This window comes from Nissabacter sp. SGAir0207, assembly GCF_005491205.1.
Taxonomy (GTDB): Bacteria; Pseudomonadota; Gammaproteobacteria; order Enterobacterales; family Enterobacteriaceae; genus Chimaeribacter.
In genome coordinates, this window is sequence record NZ_CP028035.1 from 3,171,877 (window position 1) to 3,188,544 (window position 16,668).

At 60.6% G+C, this 16,668-nt stretch carries 15 protein-coding genes; 9 read left to right on the forward strand and 6 right to left on the reverse strand.

Annotation, left to right across the window (positions count from 1 at the left end; all coding sequences use genetic code 11):
• Window positions 1-58 precede the first annotated feature (58 nt).
• Window positions 59-823 (reverse strand): pyruvate dehydrogenase complex transcriptional repressor PdhR, encoded by a 765-nt coding sequence (pdhR, locus tag C1N62_RS14220; RefSeq protein WP_137764245.1) that lies wholly within the window; start codon window positions 821-823, stop codon window positions 59-61.
• 660 nt (window positions 824-1,483) lie between these two features.
• On the opposite strand from pdhR, the gene C1N62_RS14225 reads away from it, so the two are divergent.
• The 3 genes from C1N62_RS14225 (at window position 1,484) to C1N62_RS14235 (ending at window position 5,493) form a co-directional block, all read left to right on the forward strand.
• Window positions 1,484-2,836 carry an amino acid permease gene (locus tag C1N62_RS14225; RefSeq protein ID WP_137764246.1) on the forward strand — a complete coding sequence of 451 codons (1,353 nt, stop codon included), beginning with the start codon at window positions 1,484-1,486 and terminating at the stop codon, window positions 2,834-2,836.
• Between the two features lie 225 nt (window positions 2,837-3,061).
• On the forward strand, window positions 3,062-4,492 hold the full coding sequence (locus tag C1N62_RS14230; protein WP_137764247.1) for a glycoside-pentoside-hexuronide (GPH):cation symporter: 1,431 nt from the start codon (window positions 3,062-3,064) through the stop codon (window positions 4,490-4,492).
• Window positions 4,489-5,493, forward strand: coding sequence for a family 43 glycosylhydrolase (locus tag C1N62_RS14235; protein WP_137764248.1), 1,005 nt, complete (start codon window positions 4,489-4,491; stop codon window positions 5,491-5,493). The genes C1N62_RS14230 and C1N62_RS14235 overlap by 4 nt, the downstream gene beginning before the upstream one ends.
• A 124-nt stretch (window positions 5,494-5,617) precedes the next feature.
• Here the strand turns inward: C1N62_RS14235 and ampE are convergent, their stop codons facing one another.
• Together ampE and ampD are read right to left on the reverse strand one after the other, a co-directional pair.
• Window positions 5,618-6,472, reverse strand: coding sequence for a beta-lactamase regulator AmpE (ampE, locus tag C1N62_RS14240; RefSeq protein ID WP_137764249.1), 855 nt, complete (start codon window positions 6,470-6,472; stop codon window positions 5,618-5,620).
• Window positions 6,473-6,505: 33 nt separating this feature from the next.
• On the reverse strand, window positions 6,506-7,054 hold the full coding sequence (gene ampD, locus C1N62_RS14245) for a 1,6-anhydro-N-acetylmuramyl-L-alanine amidase AmpD (RefSeq protein WP_137764250.1): 549 nt from the start codon (window positions 7,052-7,054) through the stop codon (window positions 6,506-6,508).
• Between the two features lie 307 nt (window positions 7,055-7,361).
• Between ampD and ppdD the strand changes: the two genes are divergently transcribed.
• The 3 genes from ppdD to hofC are packed head-to-tail and all read left to right on the forward strand — an operon-like array spanning window position 7,362 to window position 10,427.
• The gene (gene ppdD / locus C1N62_RS14250) at window positions 7,362-7,808 is read left to right on the forward strand and encodes a prepilin peptidase-dependent pilin (RefSeq protein ID WP_137764251.1); all 447 of its coding nucleotides are present in this window, start codon (window positions 7,362-7,364) and stop codon (window positions 7,806-7,808) included.
• Window positions 7,805-9,220: a type II secretion system protein GspE gene (gene gspE / locus C1N62_RS14255; protein WP_137764252.1), complete on the forward strand. Its 1,416-nt coding sequence runs from the start codon at window positions 7,805-7,807 to the stop codon at window positions 9,218-9,220. Before ppdD ends, gspE begins: the two co-directional genes overlap by 4 nt.
• Window position 9,221: 1 nt before the next feature.
• Complete coding sequence (gene hofC / locus C1N62_RS14260) at window positions 9,222-10,427, forward strand: protein transport protein HofC (protein WP_137764253.1); 1,206 nt, start codon at window positions 9,222-9,224, stop codon at window positions 10,425-10,427.
• A 29-nt stretch (window positions 10,428-10,456) separates the two neighbouring features.
• Here the strand turns inward: hofC and C1N62_RS14265 are convergent, their stop codons facing one another.
• Window positions 10,457-11,500 carry a GMP reductase gene (locus tag C1N62_RS14265; protein WP_137764254.1) on the reverse strand — a complete coding sequence of 348 codons (1,044 nt, stop codon included), beginning with the start codon at window positions 11,498-11,500 and terminating at the stop codon, window positions 10,457-10,459.
• Between the two features lie 312 nt (window positions 11,501-11,812).
• On the opposite strand from C1N62_RS14265, the gene coaE reads away from it, so the two are divergent.
• The 3 genes from coaE to yacG are packed head-to-tail and all read left to right on the forward strand — an operon-like array spanning window position 11,813 to window position 13,410.
• The gene (gene coaE, locus C1N62_RS14270; protein ID WP_137764255.1) at window positions 11,813-12,424 is read left to right on the forward strand and encodes a dephospho-CoA kinase; all 612 of its coding nucleotides are present in this window, start codon (window positions 11,813-11,815) and stop codon (window positions 12,422-12,424) included.
• Between the two features lie 4 nt (window positions 12,425-12,428).
• Window positions 12,429-13,181 (forward strand): cell division protein ZapD, encoded by a 753-nt coding sequence (zapD, locus tag C1N62_RS14275; RefSeq protein ID WP_137764256.1) that lies wholly within the window; start codon window positions 12,429-12,431, stop codon window positions 13,179-13,181.
• A 28-nt stretch (window positions 13,182-13,209) separates the two neighbouring features.
• Window positions 13,210-13,410: a DNA gyrase inhibitor YacG gene (gene yacG, locus C1N62_RS14280; RefSeq protein ID WP_137764257.1), complete on the forward strand. Its 201-nt coding sequence runs from the start codon at window positions 13,210-13,212 to the stop codon at window positions 13,408-13,410.
• A gap of 26 nt (window positions 13,411-13,436) precedes the next feature.
• Here yacG and mutT read toward each other — a convergent pair whose 3' ends face one another.
• Window positions 13,437-13,823: an 8-oxo-dGTP diphosphatase MutT gene (mutT, locus tag C1N62_RS14285; RefSeq protein ID WP_240775705.1), complete on the reverse strand. Its 387-nt coding sequence runs from the start codon at window positions 13,821-13,823 to the stop codon at window positions 13,437-13,439.
• Between the two features lie 112 nt (window positions 13,824-13,935).
• Window positions 13,936-16,647, reverse strand: coding sequence for a preprotein translocase subunit SecA (secA, locus tag C1N62_RS14290; protein ID WP_137764259.1), 2,712 nt, complete (start codon window positions 16,645-16,647; stop codon window positions 13,936-13,938).
• Window positions 16,648-16,668 lie beyond the last annotated feature (21 nt).

The window sequence follows — 16,668 nt, forward strand, 5'->3', positions numbered from 1 at the left end:
CAAAGCACACGAAGACAGGCCCGTCATGGGTTGCCGCTTTCAGTGCTTAATCAAGCGCTTAATCCTTGCGTTGCTGGAGGCGGCGCAGCGAACGCTCGCGCCGGCTGTGCTCTCGGCTGAGATCCAGCAAAATCTCCTCAATAAACGCCAGGTGGCGGTGTGAGGCCTCGCGCGCCTTTTCCGGCTCGCGCGCCACAATCGCCTCAAAAATCCTGGCGCGATGGCTGCTCACTTGCGCCAGCATCTCCCGGCGCGAGTAGAGCAGCTCAAAATTCTGTCGGACGTTCTTTTCCAGCATCGGCCCCATGCAGCGCAACAGGTGCAACAGCACCACGTTGTGCGCCGCCTCGGTCACCGCCACCTGGTACTGCATCACCGCGTCCGCCTCGGCGTCCAGGTCGCCGCTGTCCTGCGCCTGCTGGATAACCAGATGGCAGTCGCGGATGCGCAGCAGATCCTCTTCCGTGCCGCGTAGCGCCGCATAGTAGGCGGCGATCCCCTCCAGCGCGTGGCGGGTCTCCAGCAGGTCGAATTGTGATTCAGGGTGATCGGCCAGCAATTCAGCGAGCGGGTCGCTGAAGCTTTGCCACAGGTTTTTTTGAACGAAGGTGCCGCCGCCCTGACGGCGCAAGAGCAGCCCCTTGGCCTCCAGGCGCTGGATGGCTTCCCTGAGAGAAGGACGGGAAACATCAAACTGTTTCGCCAGCTCACGTTCCGGGGGCAACTTCTCGCCGGGACGCAGTGTCCCTTCCAAAATCAGGTACTCGAGTTGTTGCTCAATCACATCCGAAAGTTTGGGCTGGCGGATTTTGCTGTAAGCCATATTATTCTTCTCGCCGAAAGCGCGTAGTAAATTGGTAATACCAATTTCTAAAACGTGCCCGTAAACTAACAAAGTATTCACCTTCTGTCCATATCGGGCGAATGAATTCCGCCATGCCCGCACATTTTAACAAACCTTTTACGTGACCAGATCAAAGGCGGCGTCAGGGCTTGGTATAACCAATTTTGATCTGGATTCTGTTTTAACCTTTTTGAAACAATTAAGCGGTAGAACTAAAAGATTGGGCAGGCCAAATGGGTGCATAATTGGTTGCAGCCGGTGCATAAAAAGGCAATGGTCAGGTAAGCGCACAAAAACCTGGCCGATAGGCGGGGGTTTAAACCTGCTTTTTCATTAATAACAGTTAACCGTTTTATTGACCCTACATATTAGTTCCGGTTCCCTCACGCCGCGTCCTGCTGGCGCTTTTTTTCCAGATTCCTCCTGCCCACGCGGGTTTGCGCGTTTATTAATCAGTTACATCCAGAAACCAGGTGCAAACTTTTTCGCTTAACACTATTCTGGCCGCAACGGTAGGGCACAGCCCATTTTGCTGCCCTAAAAACCGTAAACCTACTAATACAATAACTGTAATCACAGCCTTACACGGCGCGAAAGCGTTTTGGTTCGGCGTTTGCACCAAGTGACAGAGGACAGTAAATGGACGATCAACAGCATGGCGAGGAGCTGAAGCGCGGGCTAAAAAACCGCCACATTCAGCTCATCGCACTGGGTGGCGCCATCGGTACCGGGTTATTCCTCGGTATCGCGCAGACCATCAAAATGGCAGGCCCGTCAGTGCTGCTCGGCTACGCCATCGGCGGCTTCATCGCCTTCCTGATCATGCGCCAACTCGGCGAAATGGTGGTGGAGGAGCCAGTGGCCGGCTCCTTCAGCCACTTCTGCTACAAGTATTGGGGCAGCTTCGCGGGCTTTGCCTCTGGCTGGAACTACTGGGTGCTCTATGTGCTGGTGGCGATGGCGGAACTGACCGCCGTGGGCATCTACATCCAGTACTGGTGGCCTGAGATCCCGACCTGGGTCTCGGCGCTGGCCTTCTTCGTGCTGATCAATGCCGTCAACCTCACCAACGTGAAGGTGTATGGGGAGCTGGAGTTCTGGTTCGCCATCATCAAGGTGGTGGCGATTGTCGGCATGATTGTCTTCGGCGGCTGGCTGCTGCTGAGCGGCAACGGCGGCCCGGAAGCGAGCGTCACCAACCTGTGGGCGCAGGGCGGCTTCTTCCCGAACGGCTTTGGCGGGCTGGTGATGGCAATGGCGGTCATCATGTTCTCCTTCGGCGGCCTGGAGCTGATCGGCATCACCGCGGCAGAGGCTGACAAGCCGGATGAGACCATCCCGAAAGCCACCAATCAGGTGATCTACCGCATCCTGATCTTCTACATCGGCTCGCTGGCAATCCTGCTTTCGCTCTACCCGTGGGGCAAAGTGGTGGAAGGCGGCAGCCCGTTCGTGCTGATCTTCCATGCGCTGAACAGCAACGTGGTCGCCACCATCCTCAACATCGTGGTACTGACGGCGGCGCTGTCGGTTTACAACAGCAGCGTCTACTCCAACAGCCGTATGCTGTTCGGCCTGGCGAAACAGGGCAACGGCCCGAAATCGCTGATGAAAGTGGATCGCCGCGGCGTGCCGGTGGTGGCGATTGGCGTTTCTGCCGCCGCGACCGCCTTCTGCGTGCTGATCAACTACCTGATGCCGGGCAAGGCGTTTGAGCTGCTGATGGCGCTGGTGGTCTCCACGCTGGTGATCAACTGGGCGATGATCAGCCTGGCGCACCTGAAGTTCCGCAAGGCCAAGCGCCTGCAGGGCATTGAGCCGAAATTCAAGGCGATGTGGTATCCGTTCGGCAACTACCTCTGCCTGGCGTTTATGTGTGCCATTCTGGTGATCATGTACCTGACACCGGGCATCCGCATCTCCGTACTGCTGATTCCGGTCTGGGTGGCCATCCTCGGGATCGGTTACCTGTTTACCCGCAAACGCGGCTAACCTTCCCTATCCCCCCTCCAAGCCCGGCTCTGCCGGGCTTTTTTATGGCAGCAAGCAAAAGGCTAATGGATTGGCCGAAATGTTAATAAGTTGCTAGCAAAATCACACTTCCATCATCGCAACCAATTTGTCCATCTCTATAACCATCGTCTTCTGCATAGTGCTGGGCGGGGGGCGCAATAATCGTCTCTTATCAGCAGTTTTCATCCATCGCGGAGAGAGTCCATGAAACAGGGTGCGCTTTCGATTAAAGAGAAGATCGGATATGGGATGGGCGACGCCGGTTGCAATATGATCGGCGGCGCCATCATGCTTTTTCTCAACTACTTCTATACCGATGTGTTTGGGCTGGCCCCGGCGCTAGTGGGGGTGTTGTTGCTCTCAGTGCGGGTCATTGATGCGGTGACCGACCCGATCATGGGCGCGATTGCCGACCGTACCACCACCCGCTGGGGACGTTTTCGCCCCTATCTATTGTGGATCTCCCTGCCCTACGTGCTGTTCGCGGTGCTGATGTTCACCACGCCAGAGTGGAGCTACAACAGCAAGGTGGTCTATGCCTTCGTGACCTACTTCCTGATGTCGCTGACCTACACAGCCATCAATATTCCTTACTGTTCGCTGGGCGGGGTGATCACCGCCGACCCGCATGAGCGCGTCTCCTGCCAATCCTATCGCTTCTTTATGGTTGGCATCGCCACGCTGATCCTCTCCTCCACCCTGCTGCCGATGGCGGAGTTCTTCGGCGGGGCAGACCGGGCGCGCGGCTACCAGATGTCGATGGGTGTGATGGCGGTGATCGCGCTGTTCATGTTCCTGTTCTGCTTCGCCACCGTACGTGAGCGCATCCAGCCAGCCGTCCCGACCCGTGACGCGCTGAAATCTGACCTGAAAGATGCGTGGAAAAATGACCAGTGGGTGCGCATCCTGCTGCTGACGCTGTGCAACGTCTGCCCCGGCTTCATCCGCATGGCGGCTACCATGTACTACGTCACCTGGGTGATGGGGCAATCCGCCTCCTTCGCCAGCTTCTTTATCAGCCTCGGCGTGGTCGGCATGATGATTGGCGCGGCGCTGGCAAAACCACTGACCGATAAGTTCTGCAAACTGAAGGTCTTTTTCTGGACCAACATCGTGCTGGCGATCTGCTCGAGCGGCTTCTACTTCCTGGACCCGCACGCCACCACGCTGATTTTGGTTGCCTATTTTGTCCTGAATATCCTGCATCAAATCCCATCGCCGCTACACTGGTCTTTAATGGCGGATGTGGATGACTACGGCGAATGGAAAACCGGCAAGCGCATCACCGGCATCAGCTTCTCCGGCAACCTCTTCTTCCTGAAAGTGGGGCTGGCAATTGCCGGGGCGATGGTGGGATTCCTGCTCTCCTTCTATGGCTACGATGCCGGTGCCAAACAGCAGGGCGCCACCGCCCTGAATGGCATCGTCCTGCTGTTCACCGTCATTCCCGGCATTGGCTACCTGATCACCGCCGGGGTGGTGCGCCTGTTGAAGGTTGACCGCAACCTGATGGCGCAGATTCAGAGTGATTTGGAAAAACGCCGTCAGAACTACCGTGAACTGGCGGATTACCAGAGCATGAAACATCGAGAAGGTGTTGCTTTGATTGCAACGGATAAGGAACCATTGGCATGACCGTAACTCGTTACCCTAACCCTCTGATCCTCCAGCGGGCCGATCCCTTCATTACCCATCCAATTAATGGATACTACTACTTTATTGCCTCGGTGCCGGAGTATGACCGGCTCGAGTTGCGGGCCGCTACCTCTCTAGAGGGTTTGGCCGATGCAGAACCCGTGGTGGTATGGCGCAAACCGGAGAGCGGCCCGATGAGCGCCCTGATTTGGGCACCAGAGATCCATCACATTGAGGGCAAATGGTACATCTACTTTGCCGCCGCCCCTGACATCACGGTGATCGACACCTTGTTCCAGCACCGGATGTTTGCCCTGGAGTGCGCGGATGCCGACCCCCTGCACGGTAAGTGGGTCGAGCGCGGGCGCATTGAGTCACACCTGGATACCTTCTCGCTCGATGCCACCAGTTTTGAGCATCAGGGGCGACGCTACTACGCGTGGGCGCAGAAAGATCCGGCCACGCGCGGCAACTCCAATATCTACCTGTGCGAGATGGAGGATGCCCTAACCCTGAAAGGCACGCCGGTCATGCTCACCCAGCCAGAGTTTGACTGGGAGACGCGCGGCTTCTGGGTCAATGAGGGGCCAGCGATGGTGGTACACGGCAAACGCATCTTCATGACCTACTCCGCCAGCGCGACGGATGCCAACTACTGCATGGGCCTGCTGTGGGCCGACATCGACAGCGACCTGCTGGACGCGGCAAGCTGGCACAAATCCCCGGAGCCAGTCTTTTCCACCAGCGACCGCAACCGCCAGTATGGGCCGGGTCACAACAGCTTCACCACCAATGCCGAAGGGGGCGACGTGCTGGTCTACCATGCCCGCAACTACCGGGAGATTGAGGGCGACCCGCTGTATGACCACAACCGCCATACGCGCATTCTTGACCTGCGCTGGGATGAAAAGGGAATGCCGGTCTTTGGTGAACCGCCAGCGGAAAACCGTGATATTTCCAGCACCTTCCAAACCGACGCACCGGGTACCGTAGCTGGCTAGCGCCGCATACCCCTCTACGCCACCCACAAAAAAGCACGGTATACCGTGCTTTTTTTATGCCTGCCCTGCGCCGGGCTTTCCCGCGCCGAGCCATTTTAGGCCGGGCCACCCCGGCCCACTGGCGCTAGACCAGCGTGCCGTAGATGGTCAGCAGCGCCACCACCACCACGATGATCAGCGTCACGCGTTTCGCCAGCGCCACAGCGGCGCGCGGCGTCTGGATGGGGTCCAGATGCGGCTCCCGCGCCAACGAGAACTGTGCCAGCCCGGTCAACACCTGATACTGCGAGCGGCGGCGATCCCACAGGGAGGCAAACCACGCGGGCAGCGCCCGCTCGCCATGCCCCAGCAGCGCATAAGCGACACCCGCCAGCCGTACCGGCACCCAGTCCAACAGGTGTAGCAGGCGGTCAATGCCAGAGCGCGCGCGCAACAGCGGTGACTCGCGCCGCGCCAGCCAGCTCTGGTAGGCGCGCAGGAAGGCATAGCCCGCCAGCGCCACTGGCCCGTAGGGGCCGCAAATCACCAGCCAGAACATCGGCGCCAGATAGTAGCGGAAGTTGATCCAGAGCAGCGCGTTTTGCAGCTCGCGCAACCGCACCTCGGGAGAGCACTCCACCGGCAGGCCGTGGATCAGCGCCAGCTCCTCAGCCATCTGCTTGCCAGCCTGATCGTCCCCCTGACGTGCGGCCTTCAGGTAGGCGCGGTAGTGACGGCGTTTGCTGCCCGCCCCAATGCACAACCCACCCACCAGCACCCACAGCAGCAGGCTCAGCACGCCGAAGAACAGGCCATGCACCACCCACAGCAGCCCGGCCACCATGCCCATCCAGCAGAGCAGCATCAGCAGGGTTTTCCACCCGGCCGCCCCCTGCGTACGTTGGAAAAAGGCCACCATGCGGTGATCCAGTTGCCAGTGCTCGCCCAGCTTGAACAGGCGCTCCCACGCCAGTACCAGCAATAAAGTAAAAAGCGTCATGCTGCGGTATCCTCTTATTCCTGCCTTGCCGGCTTAGGGCTGCGCATGGAGCGCATGGCGATAGCCTGCCCAGTCAAATGCCGGGCCGGGGTCAGTTTTGCGCCCCGGTGCCACATCGCTGTGACCCGTAATATTTTCTACACTAATAGGATACTCACTAATTAACAACTCGCTCACGCTGACCAAACTTTGGTACTGCGCCGCTGTAAAGGGCTGGGTGTCCGTGCCCTCCAGCTCAATGCCGATGGAGAAGTCATTGCAGCGCTCCCGCCCCTGCCACTGCGACACGCCAGCGTGCCAGGCGCGGTCATTGAAGGAGACATACTGCACGATCTCACCGTCGCGACGGATCAAGCAGTGCGCCGCCACGCGCAGGGTATGGATCTCGGCGAAAAAGGGGTGCGCCTCCGGGTCAAGCGTCCCGGTAAACAGCTGGTCAATGTAGGGGCCGCCAAACTGGCCGGGCGGCAGGCTGATGTTATGAATGATCAGCAGGCTCGGTTTCTCCTCCGCCGGACGCAGGTCACAGTGCGGCGATACCACCTTTCTCACGCCGGTCAGCCATCCCTCTTCCACTCTCATCGTTAACCTCTTCTTCTGTTTCTACCCTGCCCCGGAGTGGCCCGGTTCGCAGGGTGTCTGGGCGCTCAGGTTAACATGTTTCCGGCAGCGTCTCGCTACCCTGCCTTTTCCTGCCGCCGTTATACGCCGCTGCTGCCAGAAACCCAGCGCCATTCTGACGGCCTGCGAGCCGCCTCCCAACCTTTTTCCCGGTGCTTTGCAACGCCGTTTATTTTCTGGAGGTGTGCCGAAGCCCGGCGCTCTGCCGCTGGCAGCAGGTGTGCCACCTGATTACCGTGACGCCACCCAATCTCTATGGAGCGACACTATGCGTCACCAGCAAGGCTTTACCCTGATTGAACTGATGGTGGTCATTGCCATCATCGCCATCCTGAGCGCCATCGGCATCCCGGCTTACCAGAGCTATATCCAGAAGGCGGCCCTGACCGACATGCTCCAGGCCCTCACCCCCTACAAAATGGCGACCGAGCTGTGTGCCATTGAACAGGGAGCACTGACAGGCTGCAACCTCGGCACCGCGGGCATTCCAGCCAGCAAAACCACCCACTACGTCAGCGCCATCACTGTCAGCAACGGCGTCATCACCCTGACCGGGCAGGCCGCACTCGCTGGGCTGGATGTGACCTTGACCCCGGTGCCAGACACGCAGGCCGGGGGGCTACTCTGGCAGCGGCAGTGCACCGCTTCCGACAATGAGTTGAAAGCGCGGTGTGAAGAAATTTTCCGGTTTGATGCCAACGGGAGCGCATCATGAGCCAGCTGGTGCAGCAGGATAGCGCGCTGCGGCAACTTTGCGCACGTTTCGGGGCGGTGCTGCTGAGCCACACCCCCGATGGCCTGCGGGTAGCGGTCTCCGCTGAACAGCGGGCCACACTGGAAGAGGCGTTGCGCTTTGCCTGCCGCCTGCCCCTGCGGCTGGAGTGCTGGCCGGTGGCGCAACTGGAGCAGGCACGGCAAGCGGCTGAACTGGCACCTACCGAGCCTGCCCCGCTGGGCGAAGAGCCGCCCGACGCGCTGGAGGATGAGACGCCAGCCGCACGCTTCATCCAACAGATGCTGCGGCAGGCGGTACAGGGGCGCGCCTCTGACATCCATCTGGAACCGTGCGCCCGCGGCTACCGGTTGCGGCTACGGGTGGATGGCGTATTGCAGGAGGCTGCCGCCCCACCGGCGGCGCTAGGGCATCAGGTGGGGGCTCGGCTGAAGGTGATGGGCAAGCTGGACATCGCCGAGCGGCGTCTGCCACAGGATGGGCAGTGTGCGGCCCGGTTGGCGGGGGAGCGTCTGGCGATGCGTCTCTCCACCCTGCCGACGCTGCATGGCGAAAAGCTGGTGTTGCGCCTCCAGCAGGGCCAGCAACAGGCGCTGGCGTTGGCGCAGCTGGGCATGGCACCTGAGGCGTTGGCCAGTTACCGGACGGCGCTGGCCCAACCGCAGGGTCTGGTGCTGGTCACCGGCCCCACCGGCAGCGGCAAAACCGTCACGCTCTACAGCGGGCTACGGCAGCTCAACCAGCCAGAGCGCAATATTTGCAGCGTGGAGGATCCGGTGGAGATCCCGGTCGAGGGCATTAACCAGACCCAAATCAATCCCAAGGCGGATCTGAGCTTTGCCCGCACACTGCGGGCGCTGCTGCGCCAGGATCCTGACGTCATCATGATTGGCGAGATCCGTGATGCCGAGACGGCGGAGATTGCGGTCAATGCCGCCCAGACCGGTCATCTGGTGCTCTCGACCCTGCATACCAACTCCACGGCCGAGACGCTGACCCGCCTTAACCAGATGGGTGTGCCGGGCTACCTGATCGCCTCCTGCCTAAAGCTGGTGGTGGCGCAGCGGCTGGTGCGTCGGCTCTGCCCACACTGCCGACGGCAGTCGGCACAGCCCGCCGTACTGCCGCCCGACAGCTGGCCCACTCCCTTGCATCCGTGGCGCGCCGCTGGCTGCAACCACTGTATGGGTGGTTACTATGGACGCACCGGCCTCTATGAAATGCTGGTGGTGACCCCGGCGATCCAGCGGGCGCTGACCCTGAATGCCGCCGCCGATGAACTGGCCGCCATTGCCCGGCAACAGGATCAGGCCAGCCTGTTCCATGCCGGGCTGGCGCTGGTGGCGCAAGGCGTCACTTCGTTGGAGGAGGTGTACCGGGTGGTGGGACATTAAGATGGCCGATCCTGCACTGTTCGTATGGCAGGCCATAGATGCTCAGGGCACGCTGCAACAGGGCGAGCAGCTGGCGCCCCACCGGCAGGCGGTGATCGAGGGGCTGATTGAGGGCGGGCTTCAGCCACTGCGCGTGACCTTCCGTGGCCGTCTGGGCAAACGTTATTGGAAACCCACGGAGCGTACCGCCCTGTTCCAGCAACTGGCTGCCCTGTTGCAGGCGGGCCTGCCGCTCATGGAGGGGCTGGCGCTGCTGGCAGAGGGACACCCACGGGCCGGGTGGCGTTGCCTCCTGCGCGAACTGGCGCGCCAGATTGCGGATGGGGTTCCACTCTCGCAGGCGCTGGCGGCCTATCCCGGCCTCTTCCCGGCGCTGGCGGTGCAGATGATGGAACTGGGTGAACTGACTGGCAACCTCGACCACTGCTGCCGACAGTACGCCCTGCTGGAGACGCGCGCGGGCAAGTTGCGCCAGATGGTCGGCAAGGCGCTACGCTACCCATTGATCGTCTCGTTGATTGCCCTGCTGGTCTGCGTGCTGATGCTGACGCTGGTGCTGCCAGCGTTTGCGGAGATCTACCGCAGCTTTGATGCGCCCCTGCCGTGGTTTACCCAGTGGCTGATGGCGCTCTCCTCCTGGCTGGTCAGGCATGGCGCGCTGCTGCTGGCGGTGCTGATCGGCGCGGCGGTGGGGTATGGCGTCTGGCTGCGTCCTCAGCCCGGCTGGCGTCTGCTTGAGCAGCGGCTGATGCTGCGCCTGCCGCTGGCACGTGGCCTGATTCAGGGCGGCGCGCTGGCGCAGATCTTCTTTACGCTGGCCCTGACGCAACAGGCCGGGCTGGATCTGCTCACTGGGTTGCAGGCCGCCGCGCGGGCGGTACCCAATCTCTGCTATCAGCAGGCCCTGCTGGCGGTACGGGAGCAGGTATTGCAAGGGGTGCCACTGCATCGGGCAATTAGCGCGCAGCCGCTTTTTACCCCACTATGCCGGCAGTTGATCCGGGTCGGCGAGGAGTCTGGTTCGTTGGACAGTCTGCTGGAGCGGCTGGCGCACTGGTATGAGCAGCACACCTTTGAACTAGCCGAAGGGCTGGCGCAGACGCTGGAACCGGTGATGATGCTGGTGATGGGGGGCGTGATTGGCGGGCTGGTGATCGCCATGTACCTGCCGATATTCCAGCTGGGTGGCGTGATGGGGAGTGGTTGACCGGCGGGGCGTGCCCGCCGGTATCAGCATCAGTTGCCGTTGAAGGTGCGGTTTTCCTGCTCCGCCACGCGGATGAAGGTGGTGCGCTTGGTCAGCTCTTTCAGGCGCTCCGCCCCAACGTAGGTGCAGGCCGAACGCAGGCCGCCCAAGATGTCGCGCACGGTGTGGTCAACCGGGCCGCGCAGGGGCAGCTTCACGGTTTTGCCTTCGGCGGCACGGTACTCGGCCACCCCGCCGACGTGGCGTTTCATGGCGGATTCGGAACTCATGCCGTAGAACAGCATGAACTTCTCACCGTCCTGCTCCACCACCTCGCCCCCGCACTCGTTGTGGCCAGCCAGCATCCCGCCCAGCATCACGAAGTCGGCACCGCCGCCAAAGGCTTTTGCCACATCGCCCGGCACCGCGCAGCCGCCGTCGCTGACAATCTGTCCACCCAAACCGTGGGCGGCGTCGGCGCACTCAATCACGGCGGAGAGTTGCGGGTAGCCGACACCGGTTTTCACGCGGGTGGTGCAGACCGAACCCGGCCCGATGCCCACTTTGACGATGTCCGCGCCGGAGAGGATCAGCTCTTCCACCATCTCACCGGTCACCACGTTGCCAGCACAGATCACCTTATCCGGGCAGGCCTCACGCGCCCGTTGCAGGAAGGCAACGAAGTGCTCGGAGTAGCCGTTGGCGACATCAATGCAGATGAACTTCAGCGCTGGTGACAGCGCCAGGATCTGCTTCATCTTGGCAAAATCTGCCTCTGAGGTGCCGGTGGAGACCATCACATGGTTGAGCACGGACTCTGGCGCCTGTGCCACAAAATCGCGCCACTGCTCCACGCTATAGTGCTTGTGCACAGCGGTCAGCATGTCAAAAGAGGCCAGCACGGTGGCCATTTGGAAAGTACCCACGGTATCCATGTTCGCGGCAATTACCGGCACACCTGACCATGCGCATCCGGCATGTTTGAAGTTGAAGCGTCGTTCCAGTTCAACCTCAGAGCGGCTTTTCAGGGTAGAGCGTTTCGGGCGGATCAGGACATCTTTGAAGCCCAGTTTCAGATCTTCTTCAATACGCATGGTGCAGTTTCCTGGTAGTAGGCGACGGATCGCTAAGGGTGTTCGGACAGAGGGGTGCGCGACAGGTCGTGCGGCCACTCCCAGTGATGTCATCATACGCCGGATTAATCACCGTACAAGTCTGCGATTTCGACTTTATTTACGCTACAATCACAGAAATTTAACCATAGAAATGTGGCGTGACCCGGCTCACTGTTATCGCCTGCTGGGTGCCATCGTATGGCAATCCTGGTAGCCTGGCGTTGACATCATTTTGCGAGCCATGCCAAATAACGTCTTGTTTGATCTATCATTATTAATGAGAGCATGACCATGAACTATCTTGTGGCACTGACAGGGGGCATCGGCAGTGGCAAAAGTACCGTGGCCAATGCCTTTGCCGCCTTGGGTGTCACCGTTGTTGATGCCGACATTATTGCGCGTCAGGTTGTGGAGCCGGGGACACCGGCGTTGGCAGAGATCGCCCGGCACTTTGGCGACGGCATCCTCCAGCCTGATGGCAGCCTGCATCGCGCCCGGTTGCGCGAGCGAATTTTTGCCGCCCCGGATGAGAAGCAGTGGCTGAATGCCCTGCTGCACCCGCTGATCCAGCAGGAGACCCAGCGGCAGATCCAGCAGGCCACCTCCCCCTATGTACTGTGGGTGGTGCCGCTGCTGATCGAAAATGGCCTGCAGGCGCGGGCTGACCGGGTACTGGTGATCGATGTCGATCGCGAGACCCAACTGGCAAGAACCACGGCGCGTGATGGCGTCTCCCGCCAGCAGGCGGAAAATATTCTTGCGGCGCAGGTATCCCGCGAACAGCGGCTGGCCTGCGCCGACGACGTTATTGATAACCGCGGCGATCCCTCGACGATCGAGCCGCGTGTTGCCGCCCTCCACCAGCACTATTTGCAGCTGGCGGCGGCAGCCCAACAGGATTAACACAATGAGCGACCTTTCCCCGACCGTTCTGTTCGAACACCCCCTGAATGAGAAGATGCGCACCTGGTTGCGCATCGAATTTTTGCTGCAACAGATCTACCAGTACCCGGTGCTGCGCGATATCGCCACCGCGCTCAGCTTTTTCCGCACCATCTCTGATTTGTTAGATGTTTTGGAGCGCGGCGAAGTGCGCACCGAATTGCTCAAGGAGCTGGAGCGCCAGCAGCAAAAACTGATGCTCTGGGCCGATGTGCCGGGCGTGGACATGGCCCGCGTCGATGCGCTGCGCCAGCAGCTTAAGCAGCGCTCTAGCGTACTGATGGCCGCGCCGCGTATGGGGCAGGCACTGCGCGAGGATCGTTTGATCGCGCTGGTGAAGCAGCGCCTGAGCATTCCGGGCGGCTGTTGCAGCTTCGACCTGCCGACCCTACATATGTGGCTGCACCTGGAGCAGGAGGCGCGTGACAGCCAGGTGAGCGCCTGGCTGGCCACCCTTGCCCCGCTCAATGAGGCGCTGACCATTATCCTTGATTTGATCCGCCAGTCCGGCGCGTTCAAAAACCAGATCAGCCTGAACGGCTTTTTCCAGGACAATGCCGAGGACGCGGATCTGCTGCGGCTGCGGGTGGCGCTGGAGCACCAGATCTACCCTCAGATCTCTGGCCACAAGACCCGTTATGCCATCCGCTTCCTGTCGCTGGACAGCGAGCGCGGCCAGGTGCCGGCGCGCCTTACTTTTACCCTGGCCTGCTGTTAAGCCGGGGATGTTGATGATTGGAGATGTTATGAGTACCGAAACCCCTGTCGTAAGCTGCCCGACCTGCCAGAAGCCGGTGCGCTGGGATGCGAGTAGCCCCTACCGGCCCTTTTGCAGCAAGCGCTGCCAGTTGATTGATTTGGGCGAGTGGGCGGATGAAGAGAAGCGCATCCCGAGCCAGGGGGATGTGAATGACTCGGATGAGTGGAGCGAGCAGGACGAGCGCTAGTCCCGACCTGCCGCCGTTGGCTGCCGTTAGGCGGTCAGCCTTGCAATGATACCGGCGTTGGCGGGCGGGAACTCCTCCGCGCGCAGCGCCTGCTGCTTGACCCAGCGCATGGGCTGGCCCTCACGGCCATAGGGTTCCCCCTGCCATGCCTCGACCAAAAAGACGTGGAGCGTGATCTGCCGATCGCTGAAGGTATGCGCCACGCTCTCCAGCGGCTGAATGACGGTAGGGACGATGCCGGTCTCTTCGCTCAGCTCGCGCACCAGCGCCTGCTCCGGTGTTTCGCCAGCCTCAATTTTGCCGCCGGGGAACTCCCAAAACCCTGCCATATGTGACCCGGCCGCGCGCTGGGTGATAAAAATTTCTTGCTGCGGATTGCGGATGATACCGACTGCGATCTCCAACTGTTTCACGCTGCTGCCCTCTTCTCTGTCTGCTGTTTTAGCAAAAAAAGCGGGGTTCAGCATGCTGAACCCCGTGGATGTGTTGCGCCCCGGCGCTCATGCGGCGGGGCGGCAAGTGGCCTTACTTCTGCAGGCGGCCATGGCACTGCTTATATTTTTTACCGGAACCGCATGGGCAAGGGTCGTTGCGCCCCACTTTGCGTTCGCCCAATGCCGCGCCAATCGCGGCTTCCGCTTCAATGGCCGCGTCGGTCTGGTGGCTCAGCTGTTGCTGTTGCGCCAGACGCTCCGCCTCTTCACGGCGCTGCTGCTCCAGGGCTTCCACCTCTTCCGGCAGGCGTACCTGTACCTTGCTCAGGGTGCTGATCACTTCATATTTCAGTGACTCCAGCATGGCGGCGAACATGGCGAACGACTCGCGCTTGTACTCCTGCTTCGGATCTTTCTGGGCATAGCCGCGCAGGTGGATGCCCTGACGCAGGTAATCCATCGCCGCCAGGTGCTCTTTCCACAGGGAGTCCAGCGTTTGCAGCATCACGCCCTTCTCGAAGTTGCGCATCATCTCGATGCCAACCACCTCTTCCTTGCGCTGGTACACCTCAATGGCGCTATGCAGGATGCGCTCGCGCAGCGTCTCTTCATGCAGCTGCGGCTCTTTGTCCAGCCACTCTTTGATCGGCAGTTCCAGATCGAAATCGGCCTTCAGGCGCTGCTCCAGCCCCGGAATGTCCCACATCTCTTCCAGAGATTGCGGTGGGATGTAGCTGTCGAGCGTCGCCTTGAACACATCCTCGCGGATGCTGGCGATGGTTTCGCTGACGTCCGACACATCCAGCAGCTCATTACGCTGGGTGTAGATGGCGCGACGCTGGTCGTTGGCGACGTCATCGTACTCCAGCAACTGTTTACGGATGTCAAAGTTGCGGCTCTCCACCTTGCGCTGGGCGTTGGCGATCGCCTTGGTCACCCACGGGTGCTCAATCGCTTCACCCGGCTTCATGCCCAGCTTGCGCATCATGTTGGAGACGCGGTCAGAAGCGAAGATACGCATCAGGGCATCTTCCATCGAGAGGTAGAAGCGGGAGGAACCGGCATCACCCTGACGGCCCGCACGGCCGCGCAACTGGTTGTCGATACGGCGCGACTCATGGCGCTCGGTGCCGATGATGTGCAAGCCACCGGAGGCCAGCACCGCTTCGTGGCGGGTCTGCCACGCCGCCTTGATGGCGTCCACCTGCTGCTGCGTCGGCTCTTCCAGTTCGGCCAGTTCAGCCTGCCAGCTGCCGCCCAGCACGATGTCCGTACCACGGCCCGCCATGTTGGTGGCGATGGTGACCGCGCCCGGTTGACCAGCCTGCGCCACGATGTCCGCTTCGCGGGCGTGGAACTTGGCGTTCAGCACGTTGTGGGTGATGCCTGCCTTGGTCAGCTCGTTGGAGACCACTTCCGATTTTTCAATCGAGATGGTACCCACCAGCACCGGCTGGCCCTTGGCGGTGCGCTCTTTGATGTCTTCAATGATGGCGCCAATTTTCTCCGCTTCGGTCATGTAGACCAGATCCGGCAGGTCTTTACGCTGCATCGGGCGGTTGGTCGGCACCACGATGGTGTCCAGTTTGTAGATGGAGCTAAACTCAAAGGCCTCGGTATCAGCGGTACCGGTCATACCAGCCAGCTTCTCATACAGGCGGAAATAGTTCTGGAAGGTGATAGAGGCCAGCGTCTGGTTCTCGTTCTGGATCTCCACGCCCTCTTTGGCTTCCACCGCCTGATGCAGGCCATCAGACCAGCGGCGGCCCTGCATGGTACGGCCAGTGTGCTCATCCACGATGATCACTTCGCCATCTTTGACGATGTAATCGACGTCACGGGTGAACAGCACATGGGCGCGCAGGGCGGCGGTCACGTGGTGCATCAGCATGATGTTGGTCGGAGAGTAGAGCGATTCGCCCTCTTCCATGATGCCAGCATCCATCAGCAACTCTTCGATCAGCACCAGACCGCGCTCGGTCAGGTGTACCTGACGCGCTTTCTCATCCACGGAGAAGTGGCCTTCACCCTGGAAGGTGTCAGAGTCCTCTTTCTCCTGGCGGATCAGTTTCGGGATCAGCTTGTTGACCTTGATGTACATCTCGGAGCTGTCTTCCGCCGGGCCGGAGATGATCAGCGGGGTACGCGCCTCATCGATCAGGATGGAGTCCACCTCATCCACCAGCGCATAGTGCAGTTTGCGCTGCACACGCTCTTCCGGGCTGAACGCCATGTTGTCACGCAGGTAGTCGAAGCCGTACTCGTTGTTGGTACCGTAGGTGATGTCTGCGGCATAGGCGGCGCGCTTGGCTGGAGCTGGCATCCCCGGCAGGTTGATGCCGACGGTCAGGCCAAGGAATTCAAACAGCGGGCGGTTATTTTCCGCATCGCGCTGGGCGAGGTAGTCGTTGACGGTCACAACGTGCACGCCTTTGCCGCTCAGGGCGTTCAGGTAGGCTGGCAGGGTCGCGGTCAGGGTTTTACCTTCACCGGTACGCATCTCGGCGATGCAGCGGTCATTCAGCACCATGCCGCCCAGCAGCTGGACGTCGAAGTGACGCATCCCGAACACACGCTTGCTCGCCTCGCGCACTACGGCGAAGGCTTCCGGTAACAGGGCCTCCAGGCTCTCGCCCTTGGCCAGACGCGCACGGAACTCGTCGGTTTTGGCTTTCAGCGCCTCATCAGAGAGCTTTTCGATCTCCGGCTCCAGACGATTGATCTGGTCTACGGCTTTACGCATGCGACGCAAGGTGCGGTCGTTACGGCTACCAAAAATTTTGGTCAATAATTTAATCAACATAATTCGTCATATCTCTTTTGT

Excerpts from the sequence above, each read along its gene's own strand:
- ppdD (WP_137764251.1), top strand. The coding sequence starts at position 7,362 with ATGCGTCACCAGCAAGGCTTTACCCTGATTGAACTGATGGTGGTCATT.
- pdhR (WP_137764245.1), bottom strand. The coding sequence starts at position 823 with ATGGCTTACAGCAAAATCCGCCAGCCCAAACTTTCGGATGTGATTGAG.
- yacG (WP_137764257.1), top strand. The coding sequence starts at position 13,210 with ATGAGTACCGAAACCCCTGTCGTAAGCTGCCCGACCTGCCAGAAGCCG.
- C1N62_RS14235 (WP_137764248.1), top strand. The coding sequence starts at position 4,489 with ATGACCGTAACTCGTTACCCTAACCCTCTGATCCTCCAGCGGGCCGAT.
- C1N62_RS14225 (WP_137764246.1), top strand. The coding sequence starts at position 1,484 with ATGGACGATCAACAGCATGGCGAGGAGCTGAAGCGCGGGCTAAAAAAC.
- C1N62_RS14265 (WP_137764254.1), bottom strand. The coding sequence starts at position 11,500 with ATGCGTATTGAAGAAGATCTGAAACTGGGCTTCAAAGATGTCCTGATC.
- ampE (WP_137764249.1), bottom strand. The coding sequence starts at position 6,472 with ATGACGCTTTTTACTTTATTGCTGGTACTGGCGTGGGAGCGCCTGTTC.
- gspE (WP_137764252.1), top strand. The coding sequence starts at position 7,805 with ATGAGCCAGCTGGTGCAGCAGGATAGCGCGCTGCGGCAACTTTGCGCA.
- ampD (WP_137764250.1), bottom strand. The coding sequence starts at position 7,054 with ATGAGAGTGGAAGAGGGATGGCTGACCGGCGTGAGAAAGGTGGTATCG.
- hofC (WP_137764253.1), top strand. The coding sequence starts at position 9,222 with ATGGCCGATCCTGCACTGTTCGTATGGCAGGCCATAGATGCTCAGGGC.
- coaE (WP_137764255.1), top strand. The coding sequence starts at position 11,813 with ATGAACTATCTTGTGGCACTGACAGGGGGCATCGGCAGTGGCAAAAGT.
- zapD (WP_137764256.1), top strand. The coding sequence starts at position 12,429 with ATGAGCGACCTTTCCCCGACCGTTCTGTTCGAACACCCCCTGAATGAG.
- C1N62_RS14230 (WP_137764247.1), top strand. The coding sequence starts at position 3,062 with ATGAAACAGGGTGCGCTTTCGATTAAAGAGAAGATCGGATATGGGATG.
- secA (WP_137764259.1), bottom strand. The coding sequence starts at position 16,647 with ATGTTGATTAAATTATTGACCAAAATTTTTGGTAGCCGTAACGACCGC.